Annotated in this window: 13 protein-coding genes; 2 read left to right on the forward strand and 11 right to left on the reverse strand. The window is 55.8% G+C overall.

Annotation, left to right across the window (positions count from 1 at the left end):
* Positions 1–17 precede the first annotated feature (17 nt).
* From Fuma_RS32290 to Fuma_RS32335, 10 genes are all read right to left on the reverse strand, one after another.
* Positions 18–1,985, reverse strand: coding sequence for a S26 family signal peptidase (locus Fuma_RS32290; protein ID WP_077027742.1), 1,968 nt, complete (start codon positions 1,983–1,985; stop codon positions 18–20).
* 136 nt (positions 1,986–2,121) lie between these two features.
* A complete protein-coding gene (locus Fuma_RS32295) occupies positions 2,122–3,888 on the reverse strand; it encodes a S26 family signal peptidase (protein WP_083732479.1) in 1,767 nt (588 codons plus the stop codon).
* Between the two features lie 353 nt (positions 3,889–4,241).
* Positions 4,242–6,665, reverse strand: coding sequence for a serine hydrolase (locus Fuma_RS32300; RefSeq protein WP_077027744.1), 2,424 nt, complete (start codon positions 6,663–6,665; stop codon positions 4,242–4,244).
* 35 nt (positions 6,666–6,700) lie between these two features.
* A complete protein-coding gene (locus tag Fuma_RS32305) occupies positions 6,701–7,720 on the reverse strand; it encodes a S1C family serine protease (protein ID WP_077027745.1) in 1,020 nt (339 codons plus the stop codon).
* Positions 7,717–9,627: a S1C family serine protease gene (locus Fuma_RS32310; RefSeq protein ID WP_158521204.1), complete on the reverse strand. Its 1,911-nt coding sequence runs from the start codon at positions 9,625–9,627 to the stop codon at positions 7,717–7,719. Before Fuma_RS32310 ends, Fuma_RS32305 begins: the two co-directional genes overlap by 4 nt.
* A gap of 5 nt (positions 9,628–9,632) precedes the next feature.
* Positions 9,633–10,922 carry an NPCBM/NEW2 domain-containing protein gene (locus Fuma_RS32315; protein WP_077027746.1) on the reverse strand — a complete coding sequence of 430 codons (1,290 nt, stop codon included), beginning with the start codon at positions 10,920–10,922 and terminating at the stop codon, positions 9,633–9,635.
* Positions 10,923–10,939: 17 nt separating this feature from the next.
* Entirely contained in the window at positions 10,940–12,043 is a 1,104-nt protein-coding gene (locus tag Fuma_RS32320; RefSeq protein WP_077027747.1) for a hypothetical protein, read from the reverse strand.
* On the reverse strand, positions 12,040–13,959 hold the full coding sequence (locus tag Fuma_RS32325) for a hypothetical protein (protein WP_077027748.1): 1,920 nt from the start codon (positions 13,957–13,959) through the stop codon (positions 12,040–12,042). Before Fuma_RS32325 ends, Fuma_RS32320 begins: the two co-directional genes overlap by 4 nt.
* 37 nt (positions 13,960–13,996) lie before the next feature.
* Complete coding sequence (locus Fuma_RS32330) at positions 13,997–16,441, reverse strand: hypothetical protein (RefSeq protein ID WP_077027749.1); 2,445 nt, start codon at positions 16,439–16,441, stop codon at positions 13,997–13,999.
* Between the two features lie 146 nt (positions 16,442–16,587).
* Positions 16,588–17,097 carry a hypothetical protein gene (locus tag Fuma_RS32335; protein WP_077027750.1) on the reverse strand — a complete coding sequence of 170 codons (510 nt, stop codon included), beginning with the start codon at positions 17,095–17,097 and terminating at the stop codon, positions 16,588–16,590.
* 198 nt (positions 17,098–17,295) lie between these two features.
* On the opposite strand from Fuma_RS32335, the gene Fuma_RS32340 reads away from it, so the two are divergent.
* Both Fuma_RS32340 and Fuma_RS32345 read left to right on the forward strand, forming a co-directional pair.
* The gene (locus Fuma_RS32340) at positions 17,296–21,981 is read left to right on the forward strand and encodes a bifunctional serine/threonine-protein kinase/formylglycine-generating enzyme family protein (protein WP_158521205.1); all 4,686 of its coding nucleotides are present in this window, start codon (positions 17,296–17,298) and stop codon (positions 21,979–21,981) included.
* A gap of 251 nt (positions 21,982–22,232) precedes the next feature.
* A complete protein-coding gene (locus Fuma_RS32345; RefSeq protein ID WP_077027752.1) occupies positions 22,233–23,807 on the forward strand; it encodes an Hsp70 family protein in 1,575 nt (524 codons plus the stop codon).
* Positions 23,808–24,090: 283 nt separating this feature from the next.
* Here the strand turns inward: Fuma_RS32345 and Fuma_RS32350 are convergent, their stop codons facing one another.
* Positions 24,091–25,311 (reverse strand): bifunctional 3,4-dihydroxy-2-butanone-4-phosphate synthase/GTP cyclohydrolase II, encoded by a 1,221-nt coding sequence (locus tag Fuma_RS32350; RefSeq protein ID WP_077027753.1) that lies wholly within the window; start codon positions 25,309–25,311, stop codon positions 24,091–24,093.
* Positions 25,312–25,382 lie beyond the last annotated feature (71 nt).

The following is a 25,382-nucleotide window of genomic DNA, read 5'->3' on the forward strand; positions in this document are numbered from 1 at the left end:
ACGTCATGCTCCGACTGCTACCGGATCTTCTTCATGCGACCGACGTTTGGGTAAAACGGTACACGTACAGATGGGTATTCGTCCGCGTCCAGATTGCTGGGAGCCCAGCCTTGCTGCTTCGGCGGTTCTTTGTGGTATCGCACAGCGATACCTTTGCCATCGTTTAAAAACGGTATGCCGTGAGGCCAGAAGATATACAGCGCTCTGCCAATCAAATCCTGTTCGCGAACCGCGTAACGGTGACTGAAGACGCCGTTCAACGGTCGTGACAGATAGTCAAACAGCCGACTGTCTTTACTCATCGAAGAATTGTCGCCAAACATCAGGTACTCATCGGCGTCAAGCTGATATTCGCCGTACGTCCCGTACCCTTCCAGAAGGTCGGCCGATTCTTCCTGATACTTAATCGCCCAGGCTTCGGGATCGTGCAGCATGGCCTGCAGGCCGTCCTTCTGCCTGACTTCGTTGTGCGGTTGAACGTCTGTGCCAAAGCTGCCGTCTTCGTTCGTCTGGTCGAACTGCATGATGTCGTTGCGGTAGTAAATGTCCCGTTCAAGCACCAGGTTGGATACTGTTGCGGCAGCATTTGTGAAGGCAATCCCACAGGGGGCCAGGTCTTTCTGGGTCGGCTGTGGAATCTCAGAACCATCGTATTCTGTGCTGTTGTCGAAGTTGATCAGTGCCCCATCAACCCACAGGCACAGGCGATCGTCGACGTTTGCGAACGTAACGTCCCATTCGCCGGTTCCCTGCAGCTGCGTCTCAGCCGTTGCCATTGTTGTGATGACAGCTGGATCCGCAGTTGACTGATCAGTCAATTCGGCCGTGCCTGTTGTCAGGTCGATGCGACATTGAAAGGTGCTTGGTCCTTCGACTAACTCAAACACCATGGCGGCTTGATCGTTTGCTTCGGTGACTTCGACAGTTGCATTGATTGTCAGGTCACCAACCCAAAATGGAGCTCCCTGAAAAGCAACCGAATCACGTGGCATATTCTCCCGCGATATCGGCATGACGGCGTTGAAGCTGCAGAAGTCAGCGACCAACATTGGCTGGATGGTTGGCGGTGTCTGTAATATCGAGCCCGATGCATCAACCGGACTGCTTACAGGCATGAAGTGACGGTACCTCAACCATTGATCGTCAGTCACGTCGCTGCTGCACGAATATGTGCGAGCGTCTCGGTCCGTTGTCCACGCGGCGGCACCCGGAACCCAGCCGGCGGCCCCATCGTTCTCGGTTGATCGTTCAGACGGTTCCCAGCGTTCCGGCCAGCCAGCCGCAATTAACCGCTGCGCCGGATGGTGGTCGTCGTACACCGTCAGCTGAATGTCTTTCTGCACAGACGGTGGCTTCCGTTGAATGCTGTAGACGTCATCGTCAGCCTTTTTGACCCACAAATCACCTTTGCGAATTCGCAGCGTCTCGTTCGGTAAACCGACCAGTCGCTTGATGTAATTCACATGCCCCTGTTCGGGATTTTTAAACACGACCACATCAAAACGGTCGAAGCCCGGCACTTGTTTGTTAACCAAAATCCGGTCGCCGTTGAACACAGGAGCATCTTTCACGTCCTGCAGTGTGCCACAGTTTGAACAGACCGCGTATTCAATTCGGCCCATGAGTCTGCCGGATTCCTGGTCCAGTTCCGTGCTGGCTCCCAAAGCAAAATGGAACCCGCATTCGCTGCAAGTCACGTCTTTGTGGCGGCCATACAGCGTCGGAGCCATCGATCCGGTAGGAATCACGTAGGCTTCGGCCTGAAACGTTTTAAACATAAACGCCAGCACAAACGCGATGGCAATGGATTCGACGGTTTCCCGCATACCATCGCCCTGACGACGCTTCGCGTTTTTTTTTCGTTGTCCCGTTCCGGCGGCCGTCGCAGTGGTCGATTTCTTCTTCTCAGGCGATTTCGACGATGAGGTGTCCGTACCGGTTTTGTCCGGATTGGTGGCGGGAGCTGATGGTTTCTTTGCAGACATCGTGATGCCGAAATGAGTTCGTGAGTGCGTTATCGAAGCCAAGGGGGATTCGCTTCCCGCATGAAATCCCTGGCATTTTCTTTGGCAGCAGCATTCTACCGCCAATTTTGGCAGCTTGTCCGAATAACCGCCGCTGTCAGTGAATGTAGCGAATTCGTTCAAAATCCGGTATACGGATTGGCAGTTCAAAACCGGCAAACGACAGGCGGCCGGGCCGGGAAGGCAGATGAACGACAAAAGGCTTGCCGACCAGAAGTCTATGCGGAACGCACGGATCTTCCCAGTTTCGGCTGTCTGAGGAAACCGGGCTGTTGTCCCCCTGCATGAAATAGCAGTCTTTTCCCAGAACATACGGCCGTTCGACGCCATTTTTCCGGCGTCCCGGCGTGTAATAAACGTCTCGGTACAACCGAAGTTCCGACACCAACACAGACCCGCCGCGCAGACCTAGTCCCAAACGACTCTGCTGATGGACGATCCGAGCGGTTTCCGCTGCCTGATCGTTTGGCGAGCGAAATGAGGCGTCCGTTACGGCAGGATTGTTGATGGTTGCTGTCAACGGAATGTCGAGTTCCGTGAAAGCCGGAATGCCGTCGATTGCGACGATGATCCGATGATCGAAATTGGACACGATTACGTTTAGCGTCGACATCTGCCCTTCCGTGCGTTCCGGCGTTTTTAGTTCTGCTGACCGAACCGTCTGCCCGGTGTCTTCAGACACCAGTTCCAGTTTGCCTGCTCGCAACAGCAGATCGACTCGGAACAGATGGTGATCGATCGGAATCCGCACAGACACGCATTCCGGAGCGTCCGTCCAGTTGAGTTTGGCATCCACCATCAGGTCATTCACGGGAAATTCGGGCGACGCAACGGACGAATTGTATCCGTATTCATCCGTCACCGGCGTCAGGTGCGAAAGAGCTCCCAGGCGAAACACGGCGGATCGAAATTCTTCCGTTTCGGCCCACGACACCAGATTTTGCTGCAACTGCCAGGGCATCACGCCCTGCAGCCGCAGCACACGATTATCGCGATCGAACTGAATGCGAGTCATCCATGTGGCCGGGCCTTTCTGCATCTGAATCAGACAGCGTTCCCAATCCGCCGCCGCTTCGTCGCTTTGCAGAGGCACCTCTACAAACTGAGTTCCCCCGGTCCAGCGCCAATGGCGAAGTTGCAGCCAGTCAGACGTGTCGCCGGAGATGGCTTTCGTTTCGCCGTCAACTTCGGAAGGTTTTACGCCATCGCTGCGCCCGATCAGCCGTCCGTTTTCCATCGCCCATGGCCCTTTCACCTGCCACGGCATTTGCCATTCGTCAGATTTGGCCGGTTTGGCGAGGTCGAAAACCGGGATGCGAATATCAAGCTGAGTTTCAAAATCTTTCCGAGCAATGGTGCCTTCAATAAAGAGGTCGCCGTCAATGTCCTGCAGAGTTTCACCGGGAAGGCCGACGATGCGTTTCACATACGCTTCGCCCGGGCTGGCAGGGTTGCGAAACACGACGCACTCCCAGCGTCGTGGACGTCGAAAGTCGAACACGTTTTTGTGAACCAGCAACTGATCGCCATGGCTGACTGGCACGTTCGCGACGTCGATATCAACCTGCCCGCAGTTGGGGCAGACGGCGTGAGTCTGCGAATAACTTGGTTCGTCGCCTGAGTTTGCCTGCCCATTAACCGATTCGTCAAAGGTCACACCAAAGGCAAATTCAACGCCGCAGGAAGGGCACGCCACATGCTTATGCAGACCTCGCAACCCCGGAGCCATCGATCCGGTGGAGATCAGGTACCCTTCCAGCAGAAACCCGCGCAGGACAATGACCGCCATGATAAACAGGACGGACAGTTCCACCATGTTTCTCAGCCACTGGGATTCCGGCGGTCGAAAGGGATTCTGTTTCATACGGGAGGGAGGCGAAATGCATCGCCGAGCTAAACTGCAATCGTGCTACAGCGTCGCATTTTTTGCGGGCTATGGGAATACTGAACAGAACCGCTGTGCGTTGGCGGCTAAGATTTGAGGACAGTAACCGAAATTCGATTCGGTCCGAGCAAAATCATCGCTTTTGAACGCGGTCCTGCCTCTCAGCAGTGGCCAACGCAATTACGCTGCACCGCCGCAGAATTCTCCGGGTGATAAACCCCTTCCGAAACTGCTGACTCGATCGTCGGAATGAACGACCGGCCCATTCCCATGTGTTCAGCTACCACCCTCGGTCGTGCAGGAAAGTGGACAGACATCGATTTCGATGGTCTTCACGAAGAGTGGTCCGGCGGCAATGACTCCGTGGGCGCATTTGCAGACTTCCGGGCTGTCGTCGAAATGGAATAAGGCACGCCGTTCAGCAGGTGCCGACGGTCGGTGTAACGGTAAAAGCCGGAATCCAGGTCCTCGACGGCATCGACTCGTGTTGCACATTCGACACTGACATACCACCGCCCTGGCTTCAGGTTATGACGCAGTTGCTTACTGGCCCCCGGTGACGTGTTTTTGACTCGGCTGTTGCTGCGGAAGGCTGGTGATTTCGGATGCAGGTAAATGTTTAAATCGGCGCGGGAATCTGAATGCACTTCGATTTGTACATCGGTTACGCCGGGTTCGACGTTGAACGTGAAATGATGATACTGCCCGTCGCCGATTGCCGCGAATTCCGGAGTCCCGTCTGCCGACGACGCTTTCATATGACGCGTCTGGCCAGGTTGAAGTTCGCTTTTAACTGACGGCGCGCCGACTCCATCGAGCGTGTACAGAAAACAAGCTTCAGTAAGTGCCAGTGGCTCGCCGCTGGCGATTCCTTCCGGGTGCGATCCAATGTTGACGACACGCCCGGTGTGGTCGTTCTTTCTGTAAGCCCAGATCGCCGTTCCGCCGTCCGTTTTGTGATCAGGATTGATGTATGTTGCCAGCACTTCTGTGGACGCAACGTGGTCACCTTCGCCGGTCTTCAGCCAGTTTCCGTTGTTGTGATAGATGTGTTCGATCACGCTGTCGTCACCGAATGATCGATAGGTCAGCAACGGTGAATCTGACGGAATGTGATGATCGAGACGAACCTTCTTTAGGCCCGTGTTCAACGTGTTGAAGGGGAAAATGTGCAGGTAGCCCAGTCGCCGCGGCGTTGTGTTGTCGACATTGCGACCGCTAAGAAATGAACCAGCACACGAGCCGCAATAGGCCCCTCCGTTTGAGTTGAAAGTCCGCAGGTTGATCCGCCCGGCCTTTGTGATCGACTTACCATGGCTCGTGGCGGCTCCGCCATTGACGTAGATCATGCGGAAACGCGGCGCGCCGTCGGGGTACAGCAACACGCCGTTGGCATCGTCTTCGGTCCCAACAATCAGGTCGTTCTGTCGAGCCTTGTTTGTTCCGGAGTAGTATTCGTAGGTGAGGCCCAGCGAGTCTGCGGCGTGCAGAGTTGTGCGATTCGTTAATTTGACGCCGCTGCTCATGAACAGATCCTTGTAGAATCCTTCTGGCGGCAACTTGCTGCGGGCGGCCGTTTTAGTTTCTGCGTCCGGTGTTGATTTGAAGTCCAGACACGCACGGTTGACCAGTTCCCGAAACACCTTACGCGGATTTGTGCTGCGCTGGGTTTGGGTTAGCACCATGCCGATGATTTCTCGTTGAGGATCGACCCAGACCCATGTGCCGTCCGAGCCGGAATGAGAAAACGTGTTGTCGTCGGCGTTGGTCTTCCAGCCAAGTCCGTAATTGGCCGCGGCTGGGATGAATTCCGTCTGCGGATTGACGGCGGCGTCAACGTATTCCGACTTAAGAATCCTCTTGCCGTCGTAGAGTCCACCGTTCAGCATCATCTGACAGAACACGGCATAGTCACGAGCGGTGGAAACCATGCCACCAGAACCTCGTGGGAACGGAAAGTCAGGGGCATCATCGGGTTTCCACCGGACCTGCCATTTGCCGTCGTCCTGCCGACGAAAGACGGTCGACATGCGCTCGCGATCCGCATCGGATTCGTGATTGCAGCTGTCGGTCATCCCCAACCGTTCGTAAATTCGATCGCTCAGGAATTGCTTGTACGATCCGGTGTACTTTTCAATGATGCCAGCCAGAGTGTTGTACGCCGCATTGTTGTAGGAGTAGCTTGTGCCCGGAGGCACTTCGGCACCGATGCTGCCAAACCGACCGACTTCCTGCAGCAGGTTCGGAGCGGTTGGATTATCGTCCGACGGCTTCATTAATGGCGACAGAAATAACGATTTGATTCGCATGCCGCTGGTGTGAGTCAGCATTTGACGGATCGTGATTAAGCGACCTTTGTCGGTGTCGAATTCCGGGATGTGTTTGTAAACCGGATCGTCCAGTTTCAACGTTCCATCCTGCACCAGCAGCAAGACTCCGGCAGCCGTCACTGCCTTACTGTTGCTGGCCATGCGGAACAAAGAATCCTTCTGCATGGGATGTTTTGATTCGGCATCGCGCCAGCCGTAGGCTTCGTGAAGCACGATTTTTCCGCGTCGAGCCACAAGCACCACAGCTCCGCGAAGTTCGTCGCGCTGGACGGCTCGTTTAACAACTGCGGCCGCCGTTGCGAGTCTGTCGGCATCGACATCGACTGAGGCTGCAGAACCATCAGAGAGTAAGCGAGGTGGCGCGGAATTCGCATTGGCCGGCAGCAATGCGAGAATACAGATCGCGAAAACGGTTATGTTCTTCATTGGGAGCCGCTGGAAGTAGGTGGGAATTGCAAATGTCAGGGCACGCGAAGCTGCAGCACCTGCAAAGCAGCATCGCGATTGACCGTCAGGCTGACTCGCTGCCCCTTACGGTATGTCGCTAAAGCGGCTCGCAGATCGTTGGCAGACTGAATGACTGTTTCGTCCACCATCAGCACCAGGTCACCTCGACGCAGTTTTGCCGTCGCAGCAACAGAATCCGGGACAACGCGATCGATGTACGCGGGCGTCTTGTCCAGAACGTGGGGCAGCAGAGTGAACCCGAATTCGGAGGTGAGTCGCCGGTCTGAAATCAGCTTGCGATCTTCTTCGCCAGACGACGTGGTCCGCACAGTGCGGCCTTCCAATATTGTGCTGATGGGCGATTTCAGGATACTCCACGGCACCGCGTAGTTGACCCACATATCGGTGTCGCGATGGCGAATTTCACGGCCCATCAATCCCAGAGTCGTTCCATCGGCCGCGGCCAGCAGCCCACCGGCTGATCCGGAATTGTTGGTGATCGCGTCGATAATGTAGACCGGCGCCTTCACCGGAAATTCCCAACGTCCCAGCCCGGCATCCAGAACGGTTTCGGCGGCAACGACGCCATGCACCACAGAGACGGGTTCGTTGCCGGTGGCAACACGGTAGATATTGCTGAACGACAACACCGCGTTGCCGGGCGCCGCTTTGCCTGATGTACGCCAATCCAGAAACGGAAACACTTCGTCATCATCCGAATTCAGTTTCAACACGGCCAGATCGTGTTCGAGACTGGTGCCGACAACATCGACGGTGTAGCGGCGCCCGTCGTGCAGGACGGCCGTCAGAAAACCGACGTTCACCAGGTGATTCCAGACCGTCGCCACATGGCCTTCTTCCGAAATCAGAACTCCCGATCCGTAGGAATCAAGCGTCCCCACACCCGCGCCAAAAAGTTTGACCACGACGTTGCGTTTGGTTTCCACAACTTCGTGCAGCGAAGGCGGTATCGCGGCCGCCGGTTTCGCAAGGATGCAAGCAAGCAGCAGTGTCAGGCAGCGAACAATATTCATGATGCCACCTCAGTTTTCACTTCCACGCTGGCCGACTTGTTATCCTGAGTTCCGCCGACCTTCAGCGAATCCACATCCAGCCAGCGAACGGTTTCCGTGTCGTTATCAACGATTCCCACGCGGGCGGGGAAAGGAACGGGACCGTCCATCTTCCACTGCTCAAACCGTAGTCGAGCTTCGTCCACACCGACGCTCATCTGCACGTCGGCGCCGATCGGCAGTGGGCTGCCTTCCTGGAAGTACCAGCGGGATTGAATGGTGCCGTCCTGAGTCGTCAATGTCCGCACGATTCGGCCTGACGGTAGCAAGTGTTCAGAACCGATGTACGTGATTTCGGAAAAGGCCTTTCGATCCTGAAACAGCCGATGCCACTGCAGCGTTGCGGCCAGCAAGCCACGAAACAGCTGAGGTTCGTTTTGTTCGGTATATTCGGATCGTGGCTGCAGGGCTGAACGCAGTCCGGACAGTTCGAGCCACGCCGCTTGCGGTCCGACGCCAAGCTGACCGGTTCGTTTCTGGCCGTCAATCGTTGTGGCAACGGATAGTTCCCACGTTCGATCGGCTCGCGTCGAATTGCCCGCCAGACTTTTCTCAAGGGATCCGATCAAGCGGTCTTGATGCTGTTGATTGAAGTAGTAGTTCGCGAAACCGTCCTTCTGTTGGAACAGGTGAGCGTACTGTTCCGGGACTTTGGGCTCATCCGGGGCGTCGTGAGCCCCTTCGTGGTCGTCCGGATGGTCGTCAGGTTCGCCTTTTTTAGGGTCTGGTTCGGGACGTCTTTCTTCCGGAAGCTTTGGTGCCTTGTCGAAGCCGTGCAGTGGCAGCAGTCGTACCGTAGCCGTCTGCACGCCGTCCGAGTTACGGTAAGAAATTGGAACGCGAACGCTGTCCGGGAAAATGCCGAGTATGTTCTTGAAGTCGTTGGCACTGCGAAGAGCTCGGTCACCAAACGAAAGCAATTCGTCTCCTGAACGCATTCCACGCCGCCATGCATCGGACAGCTGAGACACTTCATCGACTTCCACCACACCCTCGGGGGACGTTCGAACTGTAAATTCGACTCGCCCATGATCCACGATGCGGCCGCTTTTCAGGTGTTCGATAAACAGCAGAATCTGGCGGACCGAAATCGCGTACGCGGCTCCCGTGTTGATGCGGCCTCGCTTTTCGAACGACGCTCGCCCATTGGTTCCGATCCACTTGCCGTCGATGTCAAACAACGGGCCACCGGAATTGCCGGGATTGATAGACGCGTCAATCTGTATGCAGTCGGTATATTCCAGAATCGTTCCGGCCGGATACTGGTAGCGGCGTACTCCGCTGACGATGCCGTATGTGACCGTCGGCGTGAAATCGGATGCCAGCAGAAACGGATTCCCCAGGGCCACAACTTCGTCGCCCGTTTTTACCAGGTCGCTGTCGCCCGGCGTGCAGAAGGGAAAGTCGTCTCGCCCCAGCAATTTAATCAGCGCGACGTCCCCGGTGGGATCGATGCCGACAATAACTGCGTCGTAGACCTTGCCGTCATTCAGACCGCACTTCATGAAGTCGCCGGAACCGGACGTCACATGATAGTTGCTGATCGCGTAGCCGTCGGCAGAAATCAGCACACCTGAGCCACCGCCCTGCCCGCCCGGAGGCATCACGCACACCACCGACGGCGAAATTCGTTCGATGACTTCGATACGCCGCTGCTGGCGATTAACGATGCTGCTTTCATCGGCGTGGGCCGCGTGCGGAGTGCTGTTGAATACGAGCAGCACAAGAAGGCCGGTTACCAGCGCTCGGCACAGCGACCACTTGTTGTCGTCAACATTCGGACAATGGCCGGCGATGGTCGACTGCAGGTTTGGCCTGCGCGAATTGTAAATGCCGCGGTTAGCCCTGGATTGTTTGTGAAGTCTCATGATGTTCATTCAGCCGAGGTGTCGACAAACAGTCGGGCGTTAGCGATGTCAAGGTAATCGCAGGTGCTTGATCCGTCGCCAAAGTCCACAATGATCGCCAGCGTAGTGACACCCTTCAGGTTCAACTTTAGCTCAACAGGGTCTTCCGGCGCGGTCACTAGTTTTTTGTAGACTTCTTCTCCGTCTGATTCCACTCGCAGTTCCACCACCGTCGGTGGCTTGCCGGGCAACTGGTTGAATGCCACTTCATCGTCGACACCCACGACGGCCTGCAAACTGGAATAGCGACCGTCCAAAGCGTATTCCACTTTGGCACTGGGAAAGATGCACACTCCTTTGCGGTACTTTTTGCCGCGTAGAGTAATCGGCGGTCGGCCGCTGTTCGGAAACGCATCGCGCGACATCTTCCACTGTCGCGAAAGGCCGGTACGAGTGTCGCTGTCTGCTTGAAAAAGCGGTCCCCATTCGCGTCCGGGCGGATCCAGACCGAAGTACTGTTCGGACAGCGGTTCCAGATCTGAAAGAAAGTGAATTCGTCCGCTGCTGAAATCAATCGCCTCAACACCGTTCACGGGAAGCTTCAGCATCTGCCCCCAGGAAGATTCCGCAGTTAGTTGATCGTTGTCCAGCGAAACTGTGCGAGCGACCAGTACAGAACCGTTCCGCAGTTTCACGGAGACGTTGCCCGACAGTCCGGATTCTTTGCGGTCCTTCTCGGCGAAGACAATGCCAAACACGCGTGCTCGCGGGACAGGGATCTCGTCGCCGTCCAGCAGAAAACGGACTTCTTCTGCGCCGATGGAACTGACCACTCCGGCCAGAAAATCGAGTCCGCTGCCATCGCGTTTGGCGACAATCAGTAGATCCTTGTTGTTCTTTCGCTGCAGGAATGCGTCCCACTGCGGCGTCCAGTCGTCGTCAAGCTTCTGCAACCGAACGGCTCGCACCGTCGCACGCGGTAGCTTGAGTTGCTGTTCACCCAATGCCGTTGCGGTGACAGCGTCTGCGGTCGCTTCGATGCTGTCCGATTGGACAGTCGACCCGTCAACCAACTGGATAAGTTGCTCAACGTCTGCAGCCGGTTGCTGCTCATCGTTGACGGCGGCAAAACTGACTTCCATTACGTCGGCCAAAGCGACCGACGAATCGTTCTCCGCATCACTTTTCACAACAACCTGCGTACCGTCGATGCTTACCAGAGGTCCCGTGATCGTTTTCTCGTCCAGCGTAGAAACTCGCACATCGGCCAGGGCCAGTGAGGCTATGAGTAACTTAATCGCGGTCAAAACTGACATACTCCGTTGGTCCTTTTCTACTTCTTTTGTTCTGCCAGTTTTTTCGTGTAACGGCCAATTTGGTCCAGGAAGTTCGGCGGGAACTTGCTGCGAATCAGCTCGCGAGCCTTCGCTTCGGCCTTTTTGTCGACCATGCCCCACTTGCCTTCCTCAGTCAGTTCCTTTCGATCGGCTTCGCCATCGGCCGTTGAACCCTTGATGCGGCTCGCGTTCGCTCCCTGAGCGCCTGACTGGTTGTTCTGAGAGCCACCACCGCCTCCGCCATTTTGTTGTTGCTGTTGTTTTTGTTGATCGAGTTCTTCCAGTAGCTTGTCAAAGGCAGCGATGACCGCGTCTTCCTGCTCCTGAGTTTTTTCGCCGGGCCGACCGAGGTCGAGGCGGCGTTCGACGTCTTTCATCAACTGGGCGACTTTGTCCATGCCCTCGTCTTTTTGGCCGGAAAGTTGCTTCTGCAACATTTCCGCGACGACTCGAAACCGGTCCGGCACGTCGAGCGTATTGTTCAGCAACAGCGAAATACTGTCCAACGCTTCGCGACGATTCAGTAGTTCAGCCTGGCAGATGGCGCGGTAGAAAAGCAGGCCCGCCGGATCAACCTGATCGTCTGGTGTGAGTTCCGTTAGCAGCGGCAGTGCTTCGTCGTAATAGCGATGCTGCACCAGCCAGCGAGCCTGAAACTGCTTTACTTGATTTCGATAGATCGGCGCCTCCCGGATGCCGTCGAGGATCACACTTTGCAGCGGTCCCGGTCCGTAGCTGTCCTGCACCAATCGCCGTGTTGCCGGATCGACTTTTGCGAACGTCATCACAAGCTGGTCAAGCAATTCTTCACGCGATGAACCAGCAAGAGACTGCTCATCGGACCACTGCCGAGTGACTTGCTGAACAACGTCTTCCTCAACGCCGGCCGCAGCCAGCCATTCTGATAAGGCCGTGCGAATTTGTTCGACCGGCAATCCGGAAAAAGTGACGCCTTCAACCTTTTGGGGCGCATCATTTTTATCTGTGGCCACATCTTCCGTCGCAGGCGTCGGTTGCTCGGCGTCCTGGGCTGTTAAAGATTTTGAATCTGTCAGGCAGATGGCTGTGATCAACGCCAATGTGTTGAATGCCGTTCTCATCGTTTTTGCTCCATCTGTTCGGACAACTCGCCCGCCGATTCACGCAGCCGATCCTGTCGACGAGCCAACTCAGCGAGTTGCTCCTGCAGGTCTTCCGCTTCGGTCGTGTCGTTTTCCAGCGACAGTTCGTGAATCTGCTTCGTTCGCCGGTTGACTCGTAACTGCAGTGAACGCAGCACGCGAATTTCGGCCATCAGTTCGACCAGTGGCGGTTTTTCCTGACTGGTCTGTTGCTGTTGTTGCTGCTGCTTGCGGTCTTCCGACTTCATGTCTTCCATTTCCCGCTGCGTGGCTTCAATCAGTTCCTTCAGCGCTTCCAGCACATCGGTTTGCATGGACTGCGTCAGGGAACCGACTTTCGTTTCCTGCAGACGATTCGCGATGCTGCCCATGTCGGTTTCGATGTCTTCGACCGCGACAATAATGGACACAGATGTCCCGTCTTCCCGCAGTAACCCGGTGACCTGACTGCAATCCTGAGTCAGGTCGACCTGTTGTTGAGCCAGTTCACGGCACTGGCTGACGGCCGTGTCCAGCCATTCTTTACGCGGTGTCGCGGCGAGGTCGACGGTGGTTTCGTGAATTTGAGTTTGCAGAATGAGCAGACGCTGAAAACGAGCTTCCAACGCTGCCAGAATCATTTCCTTTTCTTCTTCTCGCAACTGCCGCAGCAGTTCTTCCAGTTTTTTGACCGCGTCCTGCAACTTGGCAATCGCATCGTCCTGTTTGTCGACAGCGCCTTCACGGTTCTGCTTTTTTAACTCTTCCAAAGCTTCCTGCATCATCTGCCGAGCCTGCTCGATCTGCACGCGACCGGGTGTTGATTCTGCTTGCTGCTCATCGTTGTCCTGCTTGTTCTGGTCCTGCGAAGGCTGCTGTTGCTGCTGAGATTGCCGCCCCTGTTGAGACTTCTTTGACCGCTCAGATTCCTGAGGCTGGCCGTTCGGTGAAGACTCGTTCTCCGACTTCTCCGAAGACTTACCGTCACTTTTCTTACCGTCGCTGTTCTCGCTATCGGACTTGTCTCCCGCCTCTTTGGGCTCGTCGCCGTCCTGCTTTTCGCCGTCCTGCTTTTCACCGTCGGACTTCTCGCCGTCTTTCGGGTCTTTGTTGTCGCCGTCGCCCTTGTCCTCAGGCATCCCGCCTTCTGATTTCTCACCGCTCTGTTCGCTGTCGGAAGACTTCTCGTCGCCTTTCGACGAATCCCCTGGCTCGCCATTCTTCGACTTTGAATCCTTCGGCTCACCGTCTTTGGAATCTGATTGCTTGCCGTCGCCAGCTTCTTCTGATTCGTTCACCTGCGACTTGTCGTGCTCTTTGATGCCCTCCAGGATTTTGTCCGCGTCGTTTGCCGCTTTCTGCTGCTGCGGTGCAGCGTTGGACGGACCGGTTGAATTCTGCGCAGTCGCTCGAGCGGCTCGCTGTTGAGCTTCCAGATTCTTGACGTCTTTGAGGACCGCATTCAGTCGTTCGCGTTCGCGTTCGACGGCACTGCGGCGGTCTTCGCTTTGCAATAGCTTCAGTAGTTCCCGAATCGCGTCGGCTGACGTTTGCTGTCTGTCGATGGCATCGCCGAGGCTGTCATCGGCCAGTAGTCCGGCGATGGCATCAATGTTGATGCGAATCGCCTGTTCGCGACTTTGGCTGATCGCACGGCGCAACAGTTCGGCTCGTTCTGGGTCCTCGATCGCCATCAGATCCGCCATTTGCGACAGCAGCCGTTCAAATCGTGCATAACGACCGCTGATCGCCAGCGCGTCGTCCTTCAGCGTCTCGGCTTTGTCGTTGGCAGCAGTTTGGGCGGTCGCGAATGATGGCGTTGCAACAAGGCCGACAGTGGTAACCACAATCGCGGCCAGCAGCGACCACAGTCTCGTCCTGTATTGGTGTTGGCGCATGTGATCTGAGCGTTTCATGTGAGTTCCCTTATCCGTAGATCTGCCAGACGTCCAATTATTCAAGCAGTTGGAGCTTTTCGATAGCTCTCTTCTTCTGCAGTTCCCTGGTTTCCTCCCAGTTTTTCAGCAGATCCTCCAAAATGTACTTCCCCTCCTGGTAGATTTCGTGGAATTCGGCCATGTCGCGGACTTTCTCCAGAATCAGTTTCAACTCAGCAATGACGTTTGAAACGTCTTTTACTGACTGATCAGCCAGTTGCGACGCTGGTTTTCCGGACGTTACGGCGACTCGAAAACGACTCACAGAACGGTCTGCATCCATCATCAATGTCTTCGTGATCTTCTGCAGAGGATCGATGATGTCGGTTTTCATGTCCTGCGCCAATTGCTGTGGCGGAATCGCGTTATTGACCAGTTGTTGTCCAATTTCGTCGAACGCTTCCACGATCGATTCCATTTCATTGTTCTGCCGGCGCAGGTTATTGCCGCTGCGAGTGGCCGCTGTGGTGAGGCCGATGCGGTCTTCAGAATTGGCCTCGGCGTCGCCTGCCGCTTCGACCCGTACCGCGACGTCCTTATGAAATTCCAGATCTTCACGCACCAGTTGTAGTTGTTGAATGACGTCCTCAAAACGCCGTCGCAGGTTAAGTTCCCGGGTATACAGCAGCGACAGCAGTTCTTCATTGCTGACGATCCGAAACACGATCGGCTCGGCCCGTGTTGAGTTTGGATCAGGAATGCTGCATTGGTCCGTGGCAACCACGCCCAGTGCCAGCGTTTGCCCTTCCGTTAAATCCAGCAGTGACACGTTGAAGCGTTCCAACGTTCCGTCGGCCGCACTTCCCAATTCATGTTCGGTTGTGCCGCGTGAGACCGGTGATTTGAAGCTGCTGGTCCGCCATGTGGTTTCGTCGTCGACGATGTATTCAAAACGAGCCGTCTCCAGGCCGTAGTCATCCTGAATGATGCCGGTCACAGGCACGATGGCTCGACGAGTAATCGCGTTATCGACTCCGGTGACTCGCGTGGCAATCACAGGCGGCTTGTCGGGAATGCCACGGATTCGAAGTGATTCCGGCGACGTGGAAATGATGTCATCCTCATCGTGCAACAGAAACCGCAACGAGGTGTTGGACGGCACCGGCTGAAAACCGTCCGCAGTGACAGGTTCACCTTCGCGTTGTTCATCCGGTGCACTATCAGAATCAGCGGCGGCAAGAGAAACTCGAAAGCTTGCCGTCATGGCCAGGCCATCTTCAGAGATCAATGGTGAGGTTGGTGCTTCAATAACGGAGTAGCCCTGACGCGGAATCAGTTCAGTTGATTCGCGGTCGCCGACTACTTCGAAGAAATCCGTCGTAATGCGAGCCGACTTCAGCGGCTTGTTGCTGGTTGCCGTTAGCTTCAATGACGTGCCGACCGGTAGCGAGACTTCGCTACCCATGATTGGCACCAGGGACTCTCGCTGCTGATTCCAACCGGTGTACTCCGGATATATGCACTCGGCTTCCAACCCGTTGATGCTCGGCGGCGTCACGGCTTCAATTCGCAACGGCACGGGCGTTCGGTAGTCGCCTGCCAGCACTTCAATTTCTACCGTTTCCTGAAGTCGCGTTAGAATGAACCGAAAAGAACGTTCAGATGTCGGCGAAACATAGGTTCGACTGCGGTTGCCATCAAAACGGATTACGTCAACGCGAACTCGTTCCGGCACCACCCACGGATCGCCGGTTTCCGAATTACCGTCCGGTACCGTCATCTCAAGTTCTAAATCCGCCCCACGGGGATGCAGATACAGCGGTCTGTTTTCGTTTTCCCGGAACGCCATGCGGCGGTCGCCTGGTTGAGCGACCACAGAAAAATCCAACGCGGTTGTGCGAAGGTGGTACGTTTCCTTTTGCAGTACGAAGGCGTTCCACCATCGCTGTAGCGAACCCGGCCGAGCGAACGCACTGCCGGCAATCGACAGCACCAACACTCCGGCGATCCACGACCGCTTCTTCAGCGGTGCGAAGTTGAAGACGTCGTCTGGTGAAACGTTCGCCGCCACGGATTCCGCTTGCTGCACAGTACGATCCAGCATGTTGCCGACCAGCGGACCATCGTCGGGGTAGCCGCTGCGATTTTCGACCGCCGTGATTAATCGATCCTGGAATTGCGGAAAGCGGCGTTCCAGTAACAACGCCAGTTCGGCATCGCGAGTTCTTCGAAGTAGCGGACGCAGCAGATGCTGAACCAGCAACCACAAGCCGCCGGCAATCATCAGGACAAGCAACAGCCATCTTAGGCCGCCGGGCAATTCCAGGCGCTGCAACGCAAACCAGCCTGCGTCGATGCCGGACGTCAGCCAGAAGGCGATTGCACCGATTGTCAAAATCGCCAGCGTACCGGAGATCAGCGAATAACGCCTCAGCCGCGAGCGCATGGCTGCGATCAGATCACGCAACGCGTCAGGAAGCTGAACAGTTGGGCGTTGAGGGTTGACGGTCGTGCTGGACATAGAGCGACAGAAGAATAAGGGAACTCAGAAAGGAAATCGTGAAGCCGTGCGGTCGGCCGCCTGCTTCGTTTTCGTTGCAGGGAAGTATCCTGATTATAGGCGTGTTTTGCGAGCGGGCGGCGGGCGGTGTTTCTCGGAACGTCCATTCAGACGGAATCAGCCGAAGGGCCCGCCAATTCCAGGATTGCAATCAATGGCGTCACCAAAATTCCGAGCGACGCAGCGAATAAGGTCTTGAACGCTAAAAACGACGCTATGGCGATGCTGTCCGCAGCCAGTAACCAATAACCGCCGTAAATCGGTCCGGCCATCAGAGCCAGTGTGCAAAGGCCAAATTTGAAGGCTCGTACGACAATCCAGCCGTTGAACGCTTGTAGCCAGTGCGGAATTTTGGCCATCGGAATGCCGCTCACTGCACCATTTTTGCGCTGATGGCGAACAATTGGCGTAGCAATCAGGCATGTGATGAACGGTAGAAAAAAGCACGTTCCAATCGTGTCCGCAGCGGCTCCGTTTTGAATGGCCCATGTCGATACGCTGTCTGCACCTCTGAAACTTACGAATCCAACCACTGCATTGACACCGATGTTGATCAAGAACGTGATCACGACGTGGCCCGTAATTACATAGCGGATCACGTCTGGCGGCAGTTTCATGTGTTGTACTTTTGGACAGCTGTTTCTTCAGAGTGAATGGCCATCACAATATAGAAGGCTGGCTTTTTAGAAAAGCCGTGGCTTCGCCGGCAACTGCTGTCAGGTTTGTGAAATTGCGGCACATTGACTGGACGCTGCCCCTTAGGAATGGAAGATGCAGGGTATTGCGTGGGATCGACGGGCAGCCCGGCAGCGATCATGACCGAACCGAATCAATTCGATGTGACAGTGGACGAACGCGGGAATCCGCTCGCCGAGGGGCAGGATGCGCCCCGCGAATCGCCGCAGATGATCGGCCGCTACCGCATCGTCGACGTACTTGGGCGAGGCGGCTTTGGTCTCGTTTATCTCGCACACGACGAACAACTCGATCGTGAAGTGGCCATCAAGGTGCCTCATCACAATCTGGTTTCCCGGCCGGAAGACGCGGAAGCATACAAGAAAGAAGCTCGCACTGTTGCTGGTCTCGACCATCCCCACATCGTGCCCGTCCACGACATCGGCAGTGAAGATGATTGTCCTTATTACATCGTCTCAAAGTACATCAAGGGCACCGACCTTTCATCGCGATTGAAGGAACGGCGGTTTACGTATCTGAAAGCCGTTGAGCTTGTTGCCACTGTCGCTGATGCTTTGCACTACGCTCACAAAAAGGGCCTGGTGCATCGTGACGTGAAACCGGGCAACATTTTGCTGGATGAGGACGAGCGACCTTACCTTGTGGACTTCGGTCTGGCGTTGCGCGAAGAAGATGTTGGCAAGGGGCCGAAGTACGCGGGGACTCCGGCATACATGTCGCCTGAACAGGCGCGGGGTGAAGGGCATCGTGTTGACGGCCGCAGCGACATCTTTAGTCTGGGCGTTGTCCTGTATCAAATGCTGGCGGGGCGAGCACCATTTAAGGGCGACACTCAGGAAGAACTGCTTTCGCAAGTCGCCAGCTATGACCCGCGGCCGCTGCGTCAGTGCAATGAGAAACTACCCAAAGAACTGGAGCGAATCTGCGGCAAAGCGATGGCCAAACGGGCCAGCGATCGCTATTCGACGGCTCACGACCTGGCCGCAGAATTAAGGCTGTTCGCGACAGAGCAGGAAGCGTTCTACATGGGAGTCACGGCGGTCGGCACGCAGTCACCGCTTGGAGATGGTTCGCCGCTAACGCCACATTCGAGTTCGCAAATTCGTAGCCGAAGTTCCACGGTTTCGCTTGGTGCGGGCTCGTCGGCTGGTGGTGCGCCTATCCGAGTCGTGCCGAAAGGGCTGCGTTCGTTTGACGCTCAGGACGCCGACTTCTTTCTGGACCTGTTGCCCGGTCCGCGGGATCGGTTGGGGCAGCCGGACGGACTACGGTTCTGGCGCACTCGAGTCGAAGAACTGGACGCAGACAACACGTTTTCGGTGGGCCTGATTTACGGGCCCTCGGGCTGCGGCAAGTCGTCGTTGATTAAAGCCGGATTGCTGCCACGATTGTCAGAGGATGTCACAGCGGTGTACGTCGAAGCGACTCCTGACCAAACAGAAGCTCGTATTCTGCATGGCTTACGAAAACGGTGTCCCGGGCTCGAACAGAACCTGAATCTAAAAGAATCTCTTATGGCCCTGCGGCAGAATAGCGACCTTCATTTTGGACGCAAAATCCTGATCGTCGTTGACCAGTTCGAACAGTGGTTGCACGCCAATAGTTCACAGCGCAACACCGAATTAATGCAGGCGTTGCGGCAGTGTGATGGCGGCAAGGTGCAGTGCATTCTAATGGTGCGAGATGACTTCTGGTTGGCGGTCAGCCGGTTCATGCGAGAACTGGAAGTTCGCCTCGTGGAAGGCAACAACATCGCGTTGACGGACCTGTTTGATCTGGATCACGCAAGAAAAGTATTGGCGGCATTCGGTCGAGCGTTCGGAAAGCTGCCGGAAAACGTTCGCGAAACGACGAAGGAACAAAAACAGTTTCTAAAACAGTCGGTCGACGGGCTGGCACAGGGAGGAAAAGTGATCTGCGTTCGGTTGGCTCTGTTTGCCGAAATGCTGAAGGGGAAACCGTGGACAGCTGCGACGCTGAAAGAAATGGGCGGCACCGAAGGCGTGGGAGCAACGTTCTTGGAAGAGACGTTTAGTTCAGCTGCTGCGTCACCTGATCATCGCTATCACCAAAAAGCTGCTCGAGCTGTTTTGAAATCGCTGTTGCCGGAATCTGGCACCGACATCAAGGGCCAGATGAAGTCGCTGGACAAGCTACAGGAAGTCAGCGGGTATGCACGCCGCCCGCAGGACTTCAGCGGTCTGATCGGACTTTTGGACGGGGAAATTCGGCTGATCACGCCAACTGATCCTGAAGGCATGGAGATCGATGAGGACCTGCCGAAGATTTCGACGTCTGCCGAACGCCCACCGAAGGGGCCGAAATACTATCAGCTCACGCACGACTATCTGGTGCCTTCGCTGCGAGACTGGTTGACTCGCAAGCAGCGAGAAACTCACAAAGGCCGCGCGGAAATCAGGCTGGCGGAACGTTCGGTCATCTGGAACGCCCGACCGCAGCATCAGTACTTGCCGAACTGGCGCGAGAACCTGAGTATTCGGGCGTTTACTGATAAGAGCAAGTGGACCGAGCCGGAACGCAGGATGATGCGCAGTGCTGGCTGGGTGCACGGCATTCGGACGGCCGTCGTGACAGCGGTGATTGCATCCACAATTTTTGGCGGCATCGCGATTAGAAATTCGGTCGAACGAGCGAGGCTGGAACAGGTCGCTCAAAAGCAGGAAGAATTAAACGACGCCGAAGCGACTCGCCTGGTGGAAGGCCTGCTGAAAGCGGATACAGCGCAGGTTGCTGGCTTCGTCGACAACCTTCAGCCGTTTCGGGATTGGGCGCGTGATGATCTGACGGCGGCCTTTAAAGAATCGTCGGATGCTTCCAACGAAAAGCTGCACGCGGCTTTGGCGATGGCAGATGAGGACTCGTCCGTAAAGCCATATCTTCAGGAACGACTATTAACAGTCACGCCGATGCAGTTTGCTCCGGTGCGCGATTTGTTGGTTGATCATGGCGCGGAGTTCGCCCCTGACTATTGGACCGCGCTGCAGGACGGCGAACTAGCCGCTCGTCGTCGTTTTTGTGCAGCGTGTGCGTTGGCGACATATGATGCCCGCAGTAAGAAATGGGGTGATCCCGGCATTCAGCAGTTTGTCGCTCACCATCTTACTGAAGTGCTACCGTCCGAACTCCAGCCGTGGCTGGAAGCGTTGCGGCCAGTGAAGCAAGACCTGCTGTCGGCGCTGCGGGATATCTTTCGCAATCCCGCCAACAGCGACCAGGTTCGTGCTTTTGCGACAAACACGTTGGCGGAATATTTGCACGATCAGCCGGCCGGGCTGTTCGACTTATTGGCGGACGCTGAGGAAAGTCAGTTCCCGATTCTGTTCGACCGGCTTCTGGAATGTAAAGACGAAGCGATAAAGCTGGCTCATACCGAACTTGATTCATCGCGATCTAAGACGACAGGTCGTTCTGGTGGGCCTTCGCCAGAAGCCGACGACCGCGAACTGTTGCTGCGCCGCCCTGTTAACGCGGCCATCATGCTGCTGAAGATGGATTCGCCCGACCGAGTTTGGCCGCTGCTGGCTCACAGCCCTGACCCCGGCCTGCGGACGAGGATCATTCACCGCGTGAGTCCGCTGGCGGTTGATCCAGCTCTGCTGGTGGCGCGTCTGGGATCGGAAGACGACGTGTCGGTGAAGAGGGCTCTGGTGTTAGCCCTCGGTGAATTCTCCGAGGCACAAATCAGCGGTGCTGCCCGCGTGGAATACATTGAACAGCTGGCGGACGTTTATCAGAACGATCCAGACGCAGGCTTGCACAGTGCAGTTGAATGGCTGCTGCGCCGTTGGCAGCAGTTCGAAAGTCTGCAGCAGATGACGCAGGATCTGGAACAGAACGAACCGCAACGCCGTCAGTCCGCAGACCGTCCGAAACAGTGGTTTGTGAACAGTTTGAGCCAATCCTATACGGTAATAGAGCCCGATCACTTCCACATGGGGTCACCTGATACAGAAGCCGGGCGCGAGCCGAATGAGTTGCAGCATCCTCAGGAAATTGTGCGGCCGTTTGCGATGGCCACAAAGGAAATCACGAAAGCCGAATGGCGGAAGTTTGCGAAAGCTGTTTCGATTTGGTCGCCCGATGACCCCAGTTTGCCGCCGTTTGTAAGAACGGACGATTCGCCGATCGTTGGCGTGACATGGTTTGAGGCGGCTCGATATTGCAATTGGCTAAGTCAGCGAGACGGAATTCCGCGCAGCCAATGGTGTTACGAACCGAATAAGAAATTCCAGTACGGCCCTGGCATGACGGCGAAGGAGGATCACCTGAGCTTAACCGGATACCGCTTGCCTACGGAAGCCGAATGGGAGTACGCCTGCCGCGCCGGAGCCGTCACCAGTCGCTGCTACGGTTCGTCCGATCCTTTGTTGCAGAATTACGCCTGGTTCCAGACAAATGGCGAAAACCACACGTGGCCGGTTGCCAGCCTGAAACCGAACGACTTCGGTCTGTTTGATATGCACGGCAATGCCTTTGAATGGTGTTTTGATGAATTTCGCCCCTACCCCGGAAGCCCTTACGCTGAAGCGGTTGCTCCCAATGGGGTGGCAGGAAACGCCGAGTCATCAGCCGACACGGCCGCAGAAGGTGAGAACGAAGAAGGATTGGATGAGCTTCCATCGGACGGTGGCGCAGTGATCTCAGCCGACCGGAATCGAGTTGTGCGAGGCGGCAGCTTCTATCTGCTTCCCGTCAACATTCGCTCTGCGAACCGAGCTCAAAGTCCCCCCAGCGATCGGATTGGCAATTTATTGGGCCTCCGACCGGTACGGACGATGCCGTGACGTGGGCCATCGGCGGCATCCACAAGCGAATCCTTGCTGCCAGTCGTGATGAGCCGGACAGTCGGCGTCTGGTTGTGAAAAAACCAGTTCCGCAGCGTTTCCCACGTTTCGTCTGCTTGCAACACCGTCGTTTGATGGCCAGAATGACGCCCGCGCCTCTCGCGCGGCGTGCTAAAGCACCCATTCTACGGGGTTGAGTGAAAAAGACCTGTCCCATCACTGACTGATCTGAAACGAACGAAGGCCAGCAAATGAAATTTCTTGACGGAAGAACGGTTGGAATTGACCTCGGCACAACATATTCGGCCATTGCGTATCTCGACGACAATGGTGACCCCACTCTTGCGCCAAACGCCGATGGTCGCACAATCACACCCTCTGTCGTGCTGCTGGACGATGACCGAGTTGTCGTAGGGCCATCATTTGAGCGTATTTCCGTCGCGTCGCCCGATCAGATTGTCGAGGCGATTAAGCGAGAAATGGGCAACAAAGATTATCACGTCATCTACCAGAACAAGAAGCTGACTCCTGAGTTTGTTTCTGCTCTGATCCTGAAGAAGATGAAGCAGGATGCGGAAAAAGTGATTGGCCCGATTTCCAACGCCGTCATCACCGTTCCCTATTACTTCAACGACGTTCGCCGCAAAGCCACGCAGGATGCCGGTCGAATTGCAGGCTTGAATGTGATTGACATCATCAACGAACCTACGGCCGCGACGCTGGCGTACGCGTGGCAGCAAGGTGAACTCGGACGAACAGACCTGAAGTCCGACGAAAAGACAATTCTGGTCTACGACCTCGGGGGCGGTACGTTCGACGTGACCATCGTTCGCTACACGCCGACCAGCTTTCGAGTACTTGCGACTGACGGTGACGTGATGTTGGGTGGTCTCGACTGGAGCCGCCGTCTGACGGATCATCTGGTCGAGCAGTTCAAGCAGAAGTACGGCGAAGACCCGTCTCAGGATCCGGAAGCCATGATGGCGTTCAATCAGGAGTCGGAAGACGTAAAACGCGACCTTAGCGATAAGTCACAGGTTCCGGTTAGCGTGTACTACAAGGGCAAGACGCTTACCGTTTCTTTGACGCGAGCCGAATTCGAACGTATGACGGCCGACCTGTTGCAGCGGACCAAGGACACTGCAGAACTGGTGATGCAGCAGGCAGGCGTGAAAGCCGGTATGCTGGACGAAGTTGTGCTGGTCGGCGGTTCAACTTTGATGCCAGTGGTCGAACAGATGCTGTTGGAAGTCACCGGCCGCGAACCTAACCGCGATCTTATGCCGGAACGAGCAGTCGCCGAAGGTGCCGCGATTCATGCGGCGATTCTGCAGGCTCGAAGTGGCAACACAGACCACGTCACCGATGCCGTCCGCAGACGTTTGAATACTGTAAAAACCAGTGACGTGAACTCACATTCGCTGGGGATTAAGGTTAGTGATCCCAGCGACAAGAGTCGCAAGATTAACCACATCATGATCCCCAAAAACACGCCCGTGCCACACAGTGTCCATCAGCGGTTTGGAACGAATGTGGCGGGCCAGCAGCGAGTTCACGTGGAAATTCTCGAAGGTGATGCGGCTGATCCGGCCGCATGCGAACAGATCGGTGACTTCCGCGTTTACAACCTTCCGGAAAGCCTGCCCAAAGGGGCACCGATTGAGATCACTTATTCCTACGACAGCTCAGGCCGCATCAGTGCGACGGCGAAAGAGTTGACCGGGAATAACGAAGCGTCGGCTGAAATCGTCCGCGATGGCGGTATGGGCGACAAAGAAGTCACGGACGCCCTGGCAGCGCTCACTGAAGAATACGATATCGAATAGAAGCCTGTTCGATTCAGTAGCCAATTTTGACAGAAGCCCGGCTTTCCGAGAAAGCCGGGCTTCTTTTTTGTGACTTCGTTCTCTGTTGTGCGCTGGTTTGTTTGGCCATCGTTCCAAAGTCAAACCACGGACGACGCCAACCATGCGGAAGCAAGATATGGCGGGCAATTCCGTGTTTTCTGTGTCTTCCGTGGTTTGAAACTCGCCTCACTGCACGCGCGGAGGATCCCGTCCGATTCGCTCAAATCAATCGTTTGAATTCGGCCAAAGAGCAGGTTGACACTTACGAATCTTCGGGCAGCAGGTGTCCCATCTTTTCTTTCTTCGTCGCCATGTAGGTGCTGCGGCAGGCGTGCGGCGGTGCGACAATTGGCACCTGCTCGACCACTTCCAGGTCGACTCCGGAATACACAAAGGATTCTGTTTTCTTGGGGTTGTTGGTGAGCAGTCTCACTTTGGTCAGTCCCAGGTCCTTCAGGATCTGCAGGCCCACCATGTAGTCTCGCATATCCGCTTTGAAGCCCAGTTTGTGGTTGGCTTCGACAGTATCCAGACCTTCATCCTGCAGCTTGTAAGCTTTCAGCTTGGCCAACAAGCCAATGCCGCGGCCTTCCTGGGGCAGATACACGACGGCTCCAGCGGCTTCGCTATGAATCATCTGCATCGCCATATGCAACTGGTCGCCGCAGTCACAGCGCAACGAATCGACGACATCGCCCGTGAAGCATGAAGAATGCATGCGGACCAGTGGAGCGTCCACTTTTGTCAGATCGCCCCACACCATCGCCATGGGCTCCTGATTTTCGTGAGCGACCTGGTAGCCGATCATTGTTGGAGTGCCGAAATTCTTTGTTGGGATCTGCACTTCGACGGCGCGGCTGACAAGTTGTTCTCGAAGACGGCGATACTTGATTAGTTCTTCGATTGAGATAATCGGGATGTCGTATTCCGCGCTGATTTCTTCCAGTTCGGCCATGTCGGCCATTCCGTGACCGCGCTGGCTGCAGATTTCGATAAGCGTTCCCACCGGCCGCATGCCCGCCATCCGCATCAGGTCGACTGTTGCTTCAGTGTGCCCTGCGCGTCGCAGCACGCCGCCGTCCATCGCCATCAGCGGTGACATATGCCCCGGTTTTACGAAATCGTCCGCAGTAGCGTTTGGGTTCGCCAGTTCACGAATGGTGCAGGCGCGATTGTCTGCGCTGACCCCGGTGCCCGCGTTTAGGTGATCGACGGTCGTCAAAAAGGCCGTCTTATGCGGTGCGGTGTTGTGGCTGTCGTCAATGACGGGTTTCAGACGGAGTCGTTCGGCTTCTTCGACCGACATCGGTACGCACATGGTGCCGCGGCCGATTTTCAGCATGAAATCGACCTGTTCGGGCGTCACGGTTTCTGCCGCGCAGACGAAGTCGCCTTCGTTTTCGCGATCTTCGTCATCGACCACGATGATCATGCGGCCCTGCTTGAGTGCCTGAACTGCGTTGTCAATTTTCTTGAATGGCATGTTGTGTTTCCGTTATTGCTTTGTGTCTCGACGCTGAAGAGTCGAGCTATAGGATTCTACGCCCTTCCTTC

The organism is Fuerstiella marisgermanici, assembly GCF_001983935.1.
In the GTDB taxonomy this organism is placed as follows: domain Bacteria; phylum Planctomycetota; class Planctomycetia; order Planctomycetales; family Planctomycetaceae; genus Fuerstiella; species Fuerstiella marisgermanici.

What these genes read in the sequence shown, in the direction of transcription:
- Fuma_RS32295 (WP_083732479.1), bottom strand. Translation starts at nt 3,888, where the DNA reads ATGAAACAGAATCCCTTTCGACCGCCGGAATCCCAGTGGCTGAGAAAC.
- Fuma_RS32345 (WP_077027752.1), top strand. Translation starts at nt 22,233, where the DNA reads ATGAAATTTCTTGACGGAAGAACGGTTGGAATTGACCTCGGCACAACA.
- Fuma_RS32305 (WP_077027745.1), bottom strand. Translation starts at nt 7,720, where the DNA reads ATGAATATTGTTCGCTGCCTGACACTGCTGCTTGCTTGCATCCTTGCG.
- Fuma_RS32325 (WP_077027748.1), bottom strand. Translation starts at nt 13,959, where the DNA reads ATGAAACGCTCAGATCACATGCGCCAACACCAATACAGGACGAGACTG.
- Fuma_RS32340 (WP_158521205.1), top strand. Translation starts at nt 17,296, where the DNA reads ATGACCGAACCGAATCAATTCGATGTGACAGTGGACGAACGCGGGAAT.
- Fuma_RS32335 (WP_077027750.1), bottom strand. Translation starts at nt 17,097, where the DNA reads ATGAAACTGCCGCCAGACGTGATCCGCTATGTAATTACGGGCCACGTC.
- Fuma_RS32330 (WP_077027749.1), bottom strand. Translation starts at nt 16,441, where the DNA reads ATGTCCAGCACGACCGTCAACCCTCAACGCCCAACTGTTCAGCTTCCT.
- Fuma_RS32290 (WP_077027742.1), bottom strand. Translation starts at nt 1,985, where the DNA reads ATGTCTGCAAAGAAACCATCAGCTCCCGCCACCAATCCGGACAAAACC.
- Fuma_RS32310 (WP_158521204.1), bottom strand. Translation starts at nt 9,627, where the DNA reads ATGAGACTTCACAAACAATCCAGGGCTAACCGCGGCATTTACAATTCG.
- Fuma_RS32320 (WP_077027747.1), bottom strand. Translation starts at nt 12,043, where the DNA reads ATGAGAACGGCATTCAACACATTGGCGTTGATCACAGCCATCTGCCTG.
- Fuma_RS32300 (WP_077027744.1), bottom strand. Translation starts at nt 6,665, where the DNA reads ATGAAGAACATAACCGTTTTCGCGATCTGTATTCTCGCATTGCTGCCG.
- Fuma_RS32315 (WP_077027746.1), bottom strand. Translation starts at nt 10,922, where the DNA reads ATGTCAGTTTTGACCGCGATTAAGTTACTCATAGCCTCACTGGCCCTG.
- Fuma_RS32350 (WP_077027753.1), bottom strand. Translation starts at nt 25,311, where the DNA reads ATGCCATTCAAGAAAATTGACAACGCAGTTCAGGCACTCAAGCAGGGC.